At 35.9% G+C, this 14,750-nt stretch carries 11 protein-coding genes; 5 read left to right on the top strand and 6 right to left on the bottom strand.

The window, feature by feature from the left end; genetic code table 11:
* The first annotated feature begins 211 nt into the window (after positions 1-211).
* Complete coding sequence (gene polA / locus CHRYMOREF3P_RS19165) at positions 212-3,046, top strand: DNA polymerase I (protein ID WP_180565269.1); 2,835 nt, start codon at positions 212-214, stop codon at positions 3,044-3,046.
* 71 nt (positions 3,047-3,117) lie between these two features.
* Here the strand turns inward: polA and CHRYMOREF3P_RS19170 are convergent, their stop codons facing one another.
* The 4 genes from CHRYMOREF3P_RS19170 to CHRYMOREF3P_RS19185 all read right to left on the bottom strand — a co-directional run bounded on the left by CHRYMOREF3P_RS19170 (position 3,118) and on the right by CHRYMOREF3P_RS19185 (position 5,592).
* Positions 3,118-3,708: a zinc-ribbon domain-containing protein gene (locus CHRYMOREF3P_RS19170; protein WP_180565270.1), complete on the bottom strand. Its 591-nt coding sequence runs from the start codon at positions 3,706-3,708 to the stop codon at positions 3,118-3,120.
* Positions 3,709-3,798: 90 nt separating this feature from the next.
* Entirely contained in the window at positions 3,799-4,533 is a 735-nt protein-coding gene (locus CHRYMOREF3P_RS19175) for a protein phosphatase 2C domain-containing protein (protein WP_180565271.1), read from the bottom strand.
* A gap of 92 nt (positions 4,534-4,625) precedes the next feature.
* Positions 4,626-5,024: an immunity 22 family protein gene (locus CHRYMOREF3P_RS19180; protein WP_180565272.1), complete on the bottom strand. Its 399-nt coding sequence runs from the start codon at positions 5,022-5,024 to the stop codon at positions 4,626-4,628.
* A 10-nt stretch (positions 5,025-5,034) separates the two neighbouring features.
* Positions 5,035-5,592, bottom strand: a complete 558-nt coding sequence (locus CHRYMOREF3P_RS19185) for a YdeI/OmpD-associated family protein (protein WP_077414196.1) — start codon at positions 5,590-5,592, stop codon at positions 5,035-5,037.
* A gap of 148 nt (positions 5,593-5,740) precedes the next feature.
* Here CHRYMOREF3P_RS19185 and CHRYMOREF3P_RS19190 point away from each other — a divergent pair, with 148 nt between their 5' ends.
* A complete protein-coding gene (locus CHRYMOREF3P_RS19190; RefSeq protein WP_077414199.1) occupies positions 5,741-6,388 on the top strand; it encodes an MgtC/SapB family protein in 648 nt (215 codons plus the stop codon).
* Between the two features lie 41 nt (positions 6,389-6,429).
* Here the strand turns inward: CHRYMOREF3P_RS19190 and CHRYMOREF3P_RS19195 are convergent, their stop codons facing one another.
* Entirely contained in the window at positions 6,430-6,918 is a 489-nt protein-coding gene (locus CHRYMOREF3P_RS19195; RefSeq protein WP_232539066.1) for a copper resistance protein NlpE, read from the bottom strand.
* Between the two features lie 330 nt (positions 6,919-7,248).
* Between CHRYMOREF3P_RS19195 and CHRYMOREF3P_RS19200 the strand changes: the two genes are divergently transcribed.
* The 3 genes from CHRYMOREF3P_RS19200 to CHRYMOREF3P_RS19210 all read left to right on the top strand — a co-directional run bounded on the left by CHRYMOREF3P_RS19200 (position 7,249) and on the right by CHRYMOREF3P_RS19210 (position 11,534).
* Positions 7,249-9,387: a S46 family peptidase gene (locus CHRYMOREF3P_RS19200; RefSeq protein WP_077414201.1), complete on the top strand. Its 2,139-nt coding sequence runs from the start codon at positions 7,249-7,251 to the stop codon at positions 9,385-9,387.
* A gap of 72 nt (positions 9,388-9,459) precedes the next feature.
* Complete coding sequence (locus tag CHRYMOREF3P_RS19205) at positions 9,460-10,461, top strand: polysaccharide deacetylase family protein (protein ID WP_180565273.1); 1,002 nt, start codon at positions 9,460-9,462, stop codon at positions 10,459-10,461.
* Positions 10,458-11,534 (top strand): GNAT family N-acetyltransferase, encoded by a 1,077-nt coding sequence (locus CHRYMOREF3P_RS19210; RefSeq protein ID WP_077414207.1) that lies wholly within the window; start codon positions 10,458-10,460, stop codon positions 11,532-11,534. The genes CHRYMOREF3P_RS19205 and CHRYMOREF3P_RS19210 overlap by 4 nt, the downstream gene beginning before the upstream one ends.
* A gap of 93 nt (positions 11,535-11,627) precedes the next feature.
* Here the strand turns inward: CHRYMOREF3P_RS19210 and CHRYMOREF3P_RS19215 are convergent, their stop codons facing one another.
* Positions 11,628-14,495 carry a M16 family metallopeptidase gene (locus tag CHRYMOREF3P_RS19215; protein WP_180565274.1) on the bottom strand — a complete coding sequence of 956 codons (2,868 nt, stop codon included), beginning with the start codon at positions 14,493-14,495 and terminating at the stop codon, positions 11,628-11,630.
* Between the last annotated feature and the right edge of the window lie 255 nt (positions 14,496-14,750).

Below are 14,750 nucleotides of genomic sequence, written 5' to 3' on the forward strand. Positions count from 1 at the left end.
TAATTAATAACCATATATAAAAAATAAGCAAAATGTTCAGACAAATTCTACCTGCTAAATGCTGAATATTGCTTCAAAAGTAAATACCGCTAAAAAAAAATCACGAGCGAAGCAAATTGACGATTCACTATTCATCATTTGAGCCCCGAATCCCTTCCCCGGACTACCAACTTTTACGCCTATTTTCTTATATTTGTTCATTATTCAAAATATGGACGCAACACAAGATAAAAGGCTGTTTCTCATCGATGCCTATGCGATGATTTTCAGAGGATATTACGCATTAATCAGGAATCCGAGACTCACCAGCAAAGGACTGGATACTTCTGCTATCTTTGGTTTTACCAATTCTTTGATCGAATTGATCAGAAGAGAAAAACCTACCCACCTGGCAGTAGTTTTTGATGTAGGACAGGCTAGTGTAAGAACTGATGACTATTCAGATTACAAAGCCAACAGAAGCGAAACTCCTGAGGCGATTAAAATTGCTGTTCCATACATCCACAGAATTCTTGAAGCCATGCATATTCCACGCCTGGGAGTAGAAGGATATGAAGCGGATGATGTAATAGGTACCATTGCGTGCAAAGCAGAAAAAGAAGGGTACACCACTTTCATGGTAACGCCGGATAAGGATTTTGCACAGCTGGTTACAGATAAAATTAAGATTTATAAGCCAGGTTTAAAAGGTGGTGATATTGAAATTCTGGGCGTTGATGAGGTAAAGGCAAAATATGAGATTGAAGATCCTAAGCAGGTTATCGATTTTCTTGCCATGATGGGAGATGCGGTAGATAATATCCCCGGACTGGAAGGTGTAGGAGAGAAAACTGCGATGAAGTTCCTTAAAGAATTCGGAAATATAGAAACTTTATTAGCTAATACTGATCAACTGAAAGGAAAACTGAAAGAGAAAGTAGAAGCTTCTGCAGAACGTGGCATTTTATCTAAAAAATTAGCAACCATTATCTGTGATGCTCCTGTAGAATTCCATCAGGAACAATACGATCTGGAAACGCCGGATTTTGAAAAAGTAAAAGAAGTTTTTGATGAAATAGAATTCAGAAGACTTTACGAAAACCTTTACAGAGCTTTTGCATCTGCTCCAACAGAAACAGTGGTTGTGAGTGAAGTGGAAGTGAAGCAGACTCCAGCTGGTACAGAAATGAAAGGACAGGTGATGCAGCTTGATCTTTTTGCCAATTTTGAAGAGCTGGAACAGGCTACTTCTACAAAATCTACTATTGAGCAGAACGATCATCTTTATCAGTTTATCGACAATCCGAAAGCCCAGAAAAAATTAGTTGATAATCTGTTGAAGCAAAAGGTTGTTTGCTTTGATACGGAAACTACTTCATTAAACGAACTGGAAGCAGAATTGGTGGGAATGAGTTTCTCTTATAAAAAAGGGCTTGCCTATTATATTCCGCTTTCTGAAGACAGAGCCGAAGTGTTACAGACGTTAGAGATTTTCAGGCCGTTTTTTGAAAAGGAAGACCTGCTGAAAATTGCTCACAATCTGAAATACGATTATAAAGTTTTAAAACAATACGACATTACTGTTAAAGGGGCAATGTTTGATACCATGATCGCCCATTACCTGTTGAATCCGGACGGAAGACATGGTATGGATTATCTTTCAGAAGTATACCTGAACTATAAACCGGTATCCATAGAAACCATCATCGGGAAAAAAGGTAAGAAACAGGGCAGCTTCAGAGATGCAGATCTGAGAACGCAGACAGATTATGCAGCAGAAGATGCAGACATCACTTTCCAATTGTATGAGCTTTTTGCACCACAATTGAAAAAAGAAAATCTGGAAGAGCTTTTCTATAATATTGAAATGCCTCTGATGGAAGTCTTGGCAAAAATGGAACTGGCAGGTATTTCTCTAGATGAAAAATGGCTGGCACAGGAAAGTATAGATCTTGAAAATGACCTGAAGCAGTTAGAAACTACAATTTTTGAACTTTCAGGGGAAGAATTCAACATGAACTCACCCAAACAGCTTGGAGAAATTCTGTTTGAAAAAATGCAGCTGGATCCGAAAGCCAAAAAAACAAAGACAGGACAATATGCAACTTCAGAAGATGTTCTTCAGAAATTAAGTTCAAAACATGAGATCATTAAGCATATTCTGGAATACAGAACCTATCAGAAATTAAAATCAACCTATGTAGATGCGCTGCCTTCGCAGATTGATAAAGAAGATAACAGAGTACATACCAATTTCTCACAGACGACAGCTGCTACAGGCCGTCTGGCGAGTGTAAATCCAAACCTGCAGAATATCCCGATCCGAACTTTGAGAGGACAGCAGATTCGTGGAGCCTTTGTTTCCGGAGAAGGGAAGAAGATTATTTCTGCCGATTATTCACAGATTGAACTTCGTTTAATCGCTGAAATTTCAGGAGAAGATAATATGATCAAAGCATTCCAGGACGGAGAAGATATTCATGCTTCCACAGCAGCAAAACTCTTTAAAATTCCTCTGGAAGAAGTCTCCAAAACCCAGAGAAGCCAGGCAAAGACTGTAAACTTTGGTATCATCTACGGACAGGGAGCTTTTGCATTGGCAGAGCAGACTGGATTATCCCGTACAGAAGCCAAACAGATGATCGAAGCGTATTTTGAAACCTATCCAAAACTGAAAGAATACATGGCGGAACAGGTGAATAAGGCACGTCAGATGGGCTATGTGGAAACTATTTTAGGAAGAAAGCGTCACTTGAAAGATATCAATTCCAACAATTTTGTAGTAAGAGGTCATGCAGAAAGGAATGCTGTGAATGCACCGGTTCAGGGAAGTGCCGCAGACGTTGTAAAGCTTGCGATGATCAAAATAGACAGAGAAATCATGGAACAGCAGTTAAAAACAAAAATGCTGCTTCAGGTACATGACGAATTGATATTTGAATCACCGGCAGATGAAATTGAAGCCGCTTCAAAACTCATCAAAACTGAAATGGAAAATGCCTTAAAAACACAGGTTCCATTGTTAGTAGAGATTGGAGTAGGAGACAATTGGCTGGAAGCTCATTAATTTTTAATTAAATTATAGTTTTAAAAAGAAACAAAAGGTGAGTGAAATAGCTCACCTTTTTAGTAAATATGTTAATTATAAGAAGTTATAATTTGACTTTCATCAAAATAAAAACATGATGGATCATAATCATGCCAGCATGCCTGATAATGTTGCCCATCACCATAATTTGAGGTATTTACATTATTAGGTTTTCCCCTCATATATACGAGCATATCGTAATGCATACCAATCCAAATTCGATGGTCAGCGATTTTAATGCAATCTTCCTTAGACCATTCGGAATGTTTTTTATAGATTTTTCCTGCTTTTGTTTTTAAAAACTTCTCTTCCTCAATTTTTTGTTGTTTATCAATACTATCGATTCGTGCTTTATTCTTAATACTATCTTCTTTGGAAGGATGAGTTGATACTGAGTTGGTTGTAGAACGAGATGTGTTTTCAGGTTTAGAGCAGGTTTTAATTAGAAATACAATAAATAGAAATGCTATAAATATGAATAAAGCAATACCACATCCATTATTATTTTTTTGTGGCGCTTTATAAATTTTTTTTTCTGAAGTGTCTTTAATCTCATTTTTGATAAAGTAACCGCATTGAGAACAAAAGATATCAGTACTATTTAATTCACTTTGACATTTGGGACATTTAATTAATGACATGATTGTAATTTTTGATATACAAAAATATTTTGAATGACTATAAGTTACTTACGGCTTTCCGTAATCAGATTATTGAAATCAAAAAATGATTTATTTTATCATTCTTATCATAGCCAAATCATCTGTAGGTTTTACTCCATACTGATGCTCCAGCTGTTTAAGCTTTCTGTTAAGCATTTCTTCAGTATCACTATTTTGGCGGTCAATCATCAAATATTCTGCAAAATTGATCATTTCATCAGAATCTGTTTTTTTAATTTTTGAAAAGCTCAAAATACCATCAGTCGCAATGGAAATATCATTCGGATCATTAAAAATTATTTTCTGAGATTGATTAGAATACCAGTCTTCAAAGTTTTCATGAAGATGATAGGCAAGGTAATCAGGTTTATTATTACGATCAAATTCCATTATCTTTCCATTGACGCAAATAACGCCGTCACCAATGGCTAAGATTATTCCTTCGTCCTTTACTTTGTCATAAACCAAGATGATAAGAGTGGCTAACAGCTCTTTTTCATCCAGCATCATATGATTTTTACTAAATACAAGTTCTTTGAATAGGCCTTCAACTATTTCTTTGAGATCTTCGTCTAGACTGCGTTGAATATCTTTTTCATATAAAGATTTATAACCTGTTTCAATGATCACTTTACGTAAAAGCTTTCCAAAAAGTGCCGAAGCAAAATGACTGTCCATCGCTGTAGAGCAGCCGTCCATTACAGCACATACTATTTTATCAGAATTGATCTTTTTAATAAGCAAATAGTCTTCACAGTGGTTGATATGATAATCTCCGATTTGTAAGGTAGAATATAATTTCATCAGATGCTAAATTACTTCTATTTCTTTTATTAACAACAAGTGACTCCATACCTAAATGAAGTCACTTGTTATAAATGGGAAAAATCCCAGTTTTAAATATCATATTCTATTTCACCCACATAATGCAGCGAATAATCGTCATTCTCTACAGAAACCGGATTAGGAATCACAAATCTTGTTGCAAAAATGATGGCATTCACAGGCGTATCCAGACTTAGTTCATTCAGTTTTCTTTCCAGGATTGGAATCCATTGGTCAGCGTAAGAATATTCTGCAAACTTGTCGTAAAGTCCAAGACTTTCATCCTCAAAGCCATATTCTATGAAGTCATCATCAAACCATTTGATGTTCTGTGATTCTGCGAATTTTGAAACATACTGATCGTCGGTTTCTTCCTCTATATAATAATTTTCATCTTCTTCTACGAAACTATAAAAATCTTCTTCATTCTTGAAATACCCCAACCAGAAGTGTGAAATTTCTTTATCCATAATAATCTTTTTATTCTAATCTTTTTAATTGTTTACTTGTATCAATAGCTTTTTCAAGCCGTGAAAGCCTTGTCTTTTCCTGCTTGGCACTCATAATCCAGTGTATAATTACCTTTTTATAAGAAGGAGCCTGGCTTTCAAAAAATTCCCAGGCAGCCTGATGATCCGTAAACTGTTTTTGATAAACAGGATCAAGAGCAACTTCTGCTTTTTCATGGGAATAAATTCCGGATTTGTTCTCTTTTCTGAGTTCAAATGCTTTTTGTCCTGCAGGAGTCATCAGCCCTGCTTTGGTGAGCGCTTCAACTTTCTTTATATTGATATTGCTCCAGATACTGGAAGACTTTCTTGGCGTAAAACGGATAGAATAGCTTTCGTGATCTATTGATTTTCTCACGCCGTCTATCCAGCCAAAGCACAAAGCCTGATCTACAGATTCAGACCAGCTCATAGAAGGTTTTCCACTTCCGGTTTTGTAGAATCCTGTCAACAGTTCTTTTTCCCCTTCGTGGTGCTTCTCAAGCCACTTTCTGAATTCTTCCTTTGTCGAAAAAAATGTAGGTTTCATAACTCCTTTACCTGCCTTTTACATTTAATCTGTAATATTACGAAAGTTTTCAGTCAAATAAAATCTTCTTGCCCTAAACAAAGTTCAATGATAACCCCGGAGATAATTTTTTTATTGTAATTTTATTCTAGGTTATAAATTATAAAAAATGGATTTTCTTCAGGACCATTACGCTGTCAAAAATGAATTGCTGCTTATCCTTATTTCTGTCATTTTAGGACTGTTCATTGGTGCCGAACGCGAATACCGTAATAAATCTGCCGGACTCAGAACCTTTATTCTGGTCTGTTTCGGAGCCTGTCTGTTTACGATTCTTTCCATCAAAATAGGTGTGGCCAATCCGGACCGTCTTGCAGCCAATATCATTACCGGTATAGGATTTTTGGGAGCAGGAGTGATTTTTAAAGGAGACAATAAAATTGAAGGTATTACTACTGCAACCACCATTTGGGCAACAGCTTCAATTGGAATGGCGGTAGGTTCCGGATATGTCTATATTTCCCTGCTGGGAACCGCTTTGGTATTGATTATTTTGAGTGCTTTAACTTACCTTCAGAATTTCATTGATAATTATAATAAAGTAAGGGAGTATAAAATTGCTGTGACAGGTTCTGCGGATATCAAATATTGTGAAAACATATTTAAAGAACATCACCTGAAATATCTGATGATTAAGCAGCAGTATTCACCGGAAAGTTTAACCGTTATCTGGCGGCTTACCGGAAAGAATACCCGTCATGAAGAATTAATCACACGTCTGGTAGACGATCCAAAAATCAGAGCCTATCAGTTTTAGAAGATATGAAAGTAAAAAAATAAAGGCCTGAGCCTTTATTTTTATTTTTTCTTGAATATATACAAATCCTTGTTGGGGCCGTCAATTTCTTTTCCTTCCATATCCAGTTGGAACAGCATATTTTCACCAACTTTATATTTATAGTTTGCTGTTTTTCCTTTTAAAGTAATCATACTTCCTGTTGCATCCCATGTGAAAGATCCTTTATCCTGATTTTTTGAATTTCTATCAAGATATTCTTCAGAAATACTGAATGTTTTATCATTATTCAATGTTAAGGAAGTCTTGATACCCGGACAGTCAGCGCAAGGAATTGTTGCTTCATAAGTACCAGCCCAATCCAATGCATTTTCAGAAGTGTCACCAGCTGCTGTAGGGGTAGCTTTAGTGATGCTGTCTGTAGTAACTTGTTGAACAGCTGTTGCAGAATCTGTGGTTGTACCGGTTGTTTCAGTTGCTTCTTTTTTAGAACATGAGGCAAGGAACAGAGCGGCTCCCATTCCCAACATGAGCATTTTGCTTTTCATCATAATAATTGATTTAAGTATGTTTCTTAATAATAAAGTTACTTCCAATCAACAAAAACTAAGCCAGAGGGAGGAGAGTTTAATGTTTAATGTTTAATGTTTAATGTTTAATGTTTAATGTTTAATGTTTAATGTTTAATGTTGTTGGCCGATAATTGTCAGTATATGGTTCCGGGTTTAAATTGATAGATTTCTAAATAAGTTTTCTGCTTTCCCTGTTATCAATACATTTTATTTTTTACATTTTACAAAAACTACTTCTTAACAACTTTTCCGCGCGTTTTATAAGGCCTATTCTTATTTTTCTTTGTAAATTCGGGCAAAATTTTGATTATGACAAAAAAGATACTTTTATCTGTATTTCTTTTGCCAGCTGCAATGGCATTTGCACAACAATATGGCGGAATGTGGATTCCTACTGAGCTGAATGAAAAGGAAATGAAGGATTTGGGAATGAAGATTTCTGCAAAAGATATTTTCAACCCTCAGAAACCAAGCATAAAGGATGCGGTAGTACAGTTTAACGGTGGATGTACTGCGGAAATTATTTCGCCTAAAGGACTGCTTTTAACCAATCATCACTGTGGTTTCGGTCAGATTCAGGCGCATTCTACCGTTCAGAATGACCTTCTTTCAAACGGATTCTGGGCAAAAAATACACAGGGAGAACTTCCTAATCCGGGAGTAAAAGTAGATTTTATTGTAGATATAAAAGAAGTTACTGATCAGATTTTAGAAGGTACAGACAACCTAACGGAGCCGGAACTTACTAAAAGGATCAACAACAATATTGAGGTTTACAAAAACTCTCAGAAAATTGAATCTTACCAATCGATCATGGTAAAGCCTATGTATTATGGAAACAAATACTATGCTTACACCATCGAAACTTATAAAGATATCCGTCTTGTGGGAGCTCCTCCTCAAAGCATCGGAAAATTCGGAAGTGATACAGACAACTGGGTTTGGCCTAGACATACCGGAGATTTCTCTATGTTCAGAATCTATGCAGATAAGAACAACAGACCTGCGGAATATTCAAAAGATAATGTTCCTTACGTTCCGAAACACTATTTACCTGTTTCTATAAAAGATAAAAACGAAAACGATTTTACCTTTGTATTCGGTTTCCCTGGAAAAACTACAGAATATCTTCCTGCGGTAGGAGTAGAAAAAATCATGAAGGATATTGATCCTGCAAGAATTGCGGTACGTGATGTTGCTTTAAAAACACTAGACGAAAAAATGCGTGCTGACAATGAAACACGTATCAAATATGCTTCAAAATATGCTTCTGTAGCGAACTACTGGAAAAAATGGATCGGTGAAGTAGAAGGATTGAAAAAATCTAATGCTGTAGAAAAGAAAGTAATGTATGAAGGTTCTTTGGTGGCTAAAAATCCGGAGATCAAAAATACATTGGATCAGTTGAATAAACTATACAATGATCAGGCTCCTTATGCATTAAACAATGCTTATTTTACAGAAGTGGTAAGAAATGCTGAGACTTTGAAGCTTGCTGGTGATTATTATGACTTCGTAGCTTCTGTAGAAGCGGGTAGAATGGATGAAAAGGAACTTACAAAGTTAAAAACAAAATTAACCTCTTTCTACAAAGATTACAGTGCAGAGCTTGATGCTAAAGTAACCGCAAAATTATTGGCTTTATACGTTAATAAAACAGCGCCACAGTTTTTACCGACAGGGTTCAGCAAATACAAAGATGAAAGCCCGAATATCCCTGTAATAGAAGATATGTCTAAAAACTCTATCATCACAGGAAGAACTGCTGTGAATGGAGGAACATTAACTGCAGATATTGATAAAGCGTTTTCTAATCAGGATAAATTGATCAAAACGTTAAAGAAAGATCCTATTTATCAGCTGTATGTTTCTATGAAAGAAACATATATGAAAACTGCAGATCCGCAATATACCTCAATGCAGGCAAAAATTGATGCTTTACAGAAAAAGTTCATGGCACAGCAAATGCAGACGGATAAAGACAGAAAGTTCTTCCCGGATGCGAATTCAACGCTTCGTGTAACGTACGGTAAAGTAAAAGGATCTACACCTAGAGATGCAGTTTCTTACGGATATCAGACTCACCTAGCAGGAGTAATGGAAAAATATGTTCCCGGAGATTACGAATTTGATGTTCCAAAGAAACTGATTGATCTTTACAACAAAAAAGATTTCGGAAACTATAAAGATAAAACAGGTGATGTTCCTGTAGGATTCACTGCAACAAACCATACAACAGGAGGAAACTCTGGAAGCCCTGCTCTTGATGCCAACGGAAATCTTGTAGGATTGAATTTTGACAGACAGTGGGAAGGAACAATGAGTGATATCAACTATGATCCACGTTTCAGCAGAAACATCATGGTAGATACAAAATATATCCTTTTCATCATCGAGAAGTTTGCTGACTCAAAGTGGCTTGTTGATGAAATGAAGATTATAAAATAATTTTTAAAAGTTATACCTTTAAGAATCTATTTAAACTGAGTTTTGAATAGATTCTTTTTTATTTTAAATAAGATGAAAGACAGGATCATCAATGTTTTGGCAGCTTTCGAATCTGGTAATATCGGGAAATCTTTTCCGCTGGATTACTGTTTGCCGCTTTATCACAGTGTCTCCGACAGAGAACTTCCCCATATAAAACATGTGATCCGTTATAAGAATACAAAACAGTTTGAAGAAGATCTTGATCATCTTGCGAAGAATTTCCGGTTTGTCAACTGGCAGGAGTTTAAAGAGTGTATGTCCGGGGATTTTAAATCTAAGAAAAAAATTGCCCTGCTTACTTTTGATGACGGTTTCAGAGAATTTTATGATATAGTAGCACCGGTTTTGGAACGAAAGGGAATTTATGCCTGCAATTTCGTAAACCCTGCTTTTATTGATAATAAAGATATGATGTTCAGATGCAAAGCCAGCCTTCTTGCAGATGCAGTTGAGAAGAATAAAACTATAAATCCCGAGGTTTATCGTATATTTTCTCTTGACAGCCATGCAGACAAAGGTGTTTTACAAAAGAATATTTTACAGGTTAATTATCAGGGGAAAAATATTTTGGAAAGGCTTGCTGAAAAGCTTGAAGTGGATTTTAATGCTTATTCAAAAGAATGTAAACCCTATTTAAGTACAGAAGAGCTAAAAGAACTTACAAGGAAAGGTTTCGGAATCTCTTCTCACAGCTGGGATCACCCTAAATATGGAGATTTATCTTTGAAAGAACAGATGGAAACTACGAATAAAACTTTTGCTTATTTGAAAGAAAATGATTTCCTCTACGAAAGTTTTGCATTTCCGTTTACTGATTTTGAAGTTCAGAAAAACTTTTTTGATGAGCTCTTTAAAAATGAGGAAATCTATTGTAGTTTTGGATGTGCAGGGGTAAAACTGGATAGTGTAAAGAAAAATTTTCAAAGAATTCCAATGGAAATGGGTGAGAGCGGGGAACAAATACTGAAAAAAGAAACGGCTTACTTCAAACTGAAAAGACTGATTAACAAAAATACCATTCTGAGAAAATGATAGCGCTGAAAACATTCAACAGAAAAGAACTGGAAGATTTTATATCATCCGGAGCATTTCTGCAGTATGATTTTCTTCCTATTACAAAACATCGTGCATTGTCGCATATTCACAATCCTAAAGCATCAGAGGAAGATACCCTTCTTATTCTGGCATTCTTTGAAGAAAAACTTATTGGATATGTTGGGTGTTTCCCGGATTGCTTTGAGATTGATGGAAAGGAAATCCGCTATGCCTGGCTAAGCACTTTATATGCAAACCCTGATTACAGAAAAAGAAGACCTGCAAAAGCATTACTGAAAAAGGTTTTTGAAGAATACGAAGGCAGAATTGCCATTACAGAATTTACCAAAGAAGCAGAAGCCCTCTATAATATTATGGGTGTTTTTGAATATGTCTTTCCTAAAGAAGGGAAGAGATATTACTTCAGAACTGATGCTGCTAAAATGATTCCTGAAAAAAAACCGGGAACACAACCCTTGAAGCCGCTTTTTCAGTCTCTGGATGCTGCCGCCAATTTATTAATCTCAATAAAGAACTTACCGGTACAGAAACCGGACTTCAAATATGAGGTTCTTCCTCGTATTGACAAAGAAAGTGCTGATTTTATGACTGGATTTTCCGGGGTACGGAATGCAGATGAAATCAATACTTTTATAGATTATCCATGGATTTTGGAAGGAAAAAGAGACGTGAAATATTTCTTTTCAAGTTTTGCGGATACATTTACATACTTTTGGATTAAGATTTTCGATCAGAATAATCAACTCAAGGCTTGTTTCCTGTTGCAGCTCCGCGACGGATACCTTAAAATTCCCTACCTTTTTTCAACTTCTGATCTGGCTGAGGTTGTCAGGTTTTTAAATTATTTCATAATTACCAATAAAGTAAAAGGATTTACAAGTTATCAGACCAGCCTCAACAAGACAATACAACAATCGAAAGTATTTTCCCCTATTTATGACCGTGATTTTAAAAGAGAATATCTGTTTCATCAACAGCTGTTAGAATTACTTCCCAATAATTTTAATCCCAATTATCAGGACGGGGACGGGGATTGCATGATGACGTAATAGAATTATGAATTATAAATGATCACTGATCAATTATCATTGATCATTTATAAAAAACAAACCGCCCGATAGAATTATCGGGCGGTTTGTTTTTTAATGTCCGAAAATATCTTTCAGACTTACTTCTTTAAATGTTCCCATTTTATTGACTGCTTCCATATTCAGATTTTCTTTTTTACCGATAATGGCGGTGTTAAAATCTATGGATTTAACTTCTGTCTGATAAAAATGTCTGATATCTTCAAATTTCAGATCCTGAATCTGGTTGTAAATATCTTTTCTGAAATCATGATAAATATTCAGTTTCTTCAATCTTAATGTATTGAAAAATATATTATTTCGGGTAATCCTTGTTGAGGCAATCTGTTTCAGAGCAGCATTTCTGGCGTTCTCAAACTGAATAGGCACTTCAGGAAGTTCATTCATCAGTTCATTCATCGTATCCACAGCAATCATAAGCTTGTCAGGCTGAGTTCCGATATAAGTCGTTACATAATCCGGATGGTTGAGTTCCGAGTTCGCTGCATAAGAAACGTAAGCAGAGTAAGCAAGACTCTTACTTTCCCGGATTTCCTGGAAAACAATTGATGATAATCCCCGTCCAAAATATTCGTTAAATACATTGATCTTTCCAAAATGAAGTGGATTCACCAGATTTCCTTTTCCGATTTTGCTCATTTCCATCTGAACCATATCATAATTGATGAAATTTACATTTCCTCCGGTGGCAGGCTCTGGATATTGTTTAGCTTCCGGAATCTGAAGACTCTCAGTTTCTATATACTGACCAATATATCCCTTGAAATTTTCAAAGCTTTTACCATAGAAGAATACCTGATATGGATATTTGAAAAGCTTTTTTATTCTGTCAGTGAAAACTTCAGAATCGCTGCCTTCAAGTTCCTCTTGGGAAATAATATCCGTAAAACGTGAGTGAGCACCCAATTTTGTATAATTGGTCAGCGCTGTCATAATACGGTTTTTATCTTTCTTAATGGCCTCTCTGTTTTCCAGTACAGTTCCCACAAACTGATTATAGATTTCCTGGTCTGGTTTTACATCATGCATCCAGTGCTGCAGAAGAGCAATTCCCCTTTCTATATTTTCTTCCAATCCGCTTAGAGAAATGATCAACTGATTACTTGTGGTTTTGAAATCATTGCTGATTCCGATTTTGAAAAATTCCTTTTTTAAATCTTCAGGCGAAAGAGTATCCGTACCCAGGTATTGCAGCAACTGAGTGGAAATTCCCAAATCTCTGTCATTGTCACTTCCAAAAGGAAAAATGAAATGAAGCTGTGCAATATCATTATAGTTGTTCTTTACAAAACTTAATTTCTTTCCGTTAAGCTGATCAGTGGCAATTTCTTTCTGATAGTCGATAAATTCCGGCTTAATATCCTCTGTCTTATCCATTAAAATCTCTTTTAAAAACTCAGACTGAGTATCTCTGTTGATTTTAACAGGAGTAATACCTGGATTTTCAACTCTGATCAACATGTCATTGACACCTTTTTCTTTATTGACAACAACATAATTTTCTTTGAAAAAATCCTTGGCAAAATTCACTATATCTTCCTTCGTAAAAGCAGTATATTCATCCATCTCATTCAGTTCCTGCTCCCACGTTATCCCTTTTATATAAGAATCGTACAGGGTGGTAGCAAGCCCTTCTGCTGTTTCAAGGCCTTTCATTCTCTGAATTTTGAAATCATTAATGATTGCTGGCAGCATCCAGTCTGGGAAATCGCCTTTCTTTATCAGTTCAATTTCCTCCAGCACCATGTTCTTTGCTTCCTCAAGAGTTTGGTTTTCCTTAGGTACAGCTACAATAGAAAAATATCCATATTGTCTTAACCCCACAGAAAATGCCTGAGCCCAAAGCATTTTTTGAGTCTGATTGATATGCAGATCCAGTAATCCTGCTTCACCCCTGTTGCTGAGGATATTGGCAACAACATCTGCAAGCATAGCGTCCCTTGTTCCATAGCTTTCTGTTCTCCATGCCAACTGAGTGCGTGGAGTAGTAGGGCTTTTCACTGTTCTTGTTACAATTTCTGTAATGGGTTGTTCAATAATCGGTGTCTTTTGCGGAAGCTCTTTATAAGGCAAGGTGCCAAAATATTGATCAACTAATTGAATGGTCTCTTCAAAATCAAGATCACCAACCAGCACCATAGCGTAGTTATTAGGAACATAATACTCATCAAAGTACTTGTGAATAGCCTTCATAGAAGGGTTTTTCAAATGCTCGGCTCTTCCAAGTGTTGTCTGTTGGCCGTTAGGATGCGTAGGGAAAAGAGCATCCATCAATTCATAGCTTACAAGTCTTGTATCATTATCCTGAGCTCTGTTGAACTCTTCATATACAGATTCCAGTTCCGTATGAAAAAGACGAAGTACAATCTCAGAAAATCTTTCTTTTTCTATTTTCAGCCACTTTTCAAGTTCGTTGTTCGGGATATTGTTCTTATATACTGTTTCATCAAACCAGGTATGTGCATTCGTTCCGGTAGCTCCCAAAGAAGAAATGGCTTTGTCATATTCATTGGCAATAGCATATTGACTGGCTTCCTGAGAAACTTCATCAATTTTTTTATAGATCTCCTTTTTCTTTTCAGGATCCTGTTCTGCTTTATGCTCTTCATACAGCGCTGAGATCTGGTCCAGAAGTACTTCTTCCTTTTCCCAGTTTTGAGTCCCGATTTGTGAAGTCCCTTTAAACATCATATGCTCAAGATAATGGGCCAGTCCTGTATTATCAGACGGATCATTATTGCTTCCGGTTCTTACAGGAATAAAAGTCTGTATCCTAGGAGCATCAAAATTTTGAGCAAGAAAAACTTTCAACCCATTTTTCAAAGTATAAATTCTGACGTTATTTTCGTCATGTGTTATCGTAATATATTCGTAGTGGTTTTTATCAGTATGAACCGTTTCCTTATATTTTCTGTCTGTCATATAAAACTCATTTCACTCCTTAGAATCCGGAATGCACTACAAATGTATGAAATCAAAAAAAATGTTAGCTGCTTTTTATCACTATTACATCTATTGTTGTAGTTGAAAAGGTAAATCATAAGAATGAAATACCCATTGTAGAAAGGAAATAAAGGCTGCTACTGGTAATTTATTTTTATAGAATATCTTTCATACTATATAATATATAATAGTATACGCTTTAATATCCATTATTATACAGATGATCTTTTTCAG

It is taken from the genome of Chryseobacterium sp. JV274 (assembly GCF_903969135.1).
Taxonomy (GTDB): domain Bacteria; phylum Bacteroidota; class Bacteroidia; order Flavobacteriales; family Weeksellaceae; genus Chryseobacterium.

What these genes read in the sequence shown, in the direction of transcription:
- CHRYMOREF3P_RS19180 (WP_180565272.1), bottom strand. Translation starts at nt 5,024, where the DNA reads ATGGATAAAGAAATTTCACACTTCTGGTTGGGGTATTTCAAGAATGAA.
- CHRYMOREF3P_RS19210 (WP_077414207.1), top strand. Translation starts at nt 10,458, where the DNA reads ATGATAGCGCTGAAAACATTCAACAGAAAAGAACTGGAAGATTTTATA.
- CHRYMOREF3P_RS19190 (WP_077414199.1), top strand. Translation starts at nt 5,741, where the DNA reads ATGGATTTTCTTCAGGACCATTACGCTGTCAAAAATGAATTGCTGCTT.
- polA (WP_180565269.1), top strand. Translation starts at nt 212, where the DNA reads ATGGACGCAACACAAGATAAAAGGCTGTTTCTCATCGATGCCTATGCG.
- CHRYMOREF3P_RS19200 (WP_077414201.1), top strand. Translation starts at nt 7,249, where the DNA reads ATGACAAAAAAGATACTTTTATCTGTATTTCTTTTGCCAGCTGCAATG.
- CHRYMOREF3P_RS19195 (WP_232539066.1), bottom strand. Translation starts at nt 6,918, where the DNA reads ATGATGAAAAGCAAAATGCTCATGTTGGGAATGGGAGCCGCTCTGTTC.
- CHRYMOREF3P_RS19170 (WP_180565270.1), bottom strand. Translation starts at nt 3,708, where the DNA reads ATGTCATTAATTAAATGTCCCAAATGTCAAAGTGAATTAAATAGTACT.
- CHRYMOREF3P_RS19205 (WP_180565273.1), top strand. Translation starts at nt 9,460, where the DNA reads ATGAAAGACAGGATCATCAATGTTTTGGCAGCTTTCGAATCTGGTAAT.
- CHRYMOREF3P_RS19185 (WP_077414196.1), bottom strand. Translation starts at nt 5,592, where the DNA reads ATGAAACCTACATTTTTTTCGACAAAGGAAGAATTCAGAAAGTGGCTT.
- CHRYMOREF3P_RS19215 (WP_180565274.1), bottom strand. Translation starts at nt 14,495, where the DNA reads ATGACAGACAGAAAATATAAGGAAACGGTTCATACTGATAAAAACCAC.
- CHRYMOREF3P_RS19175 (WP_180565271.1), bottom strand. Translation starts at nt 4,533, where the DNA reads ATGAAATTATATTCTACCTTACAAATCGGAGATTATCATATCAACCAC.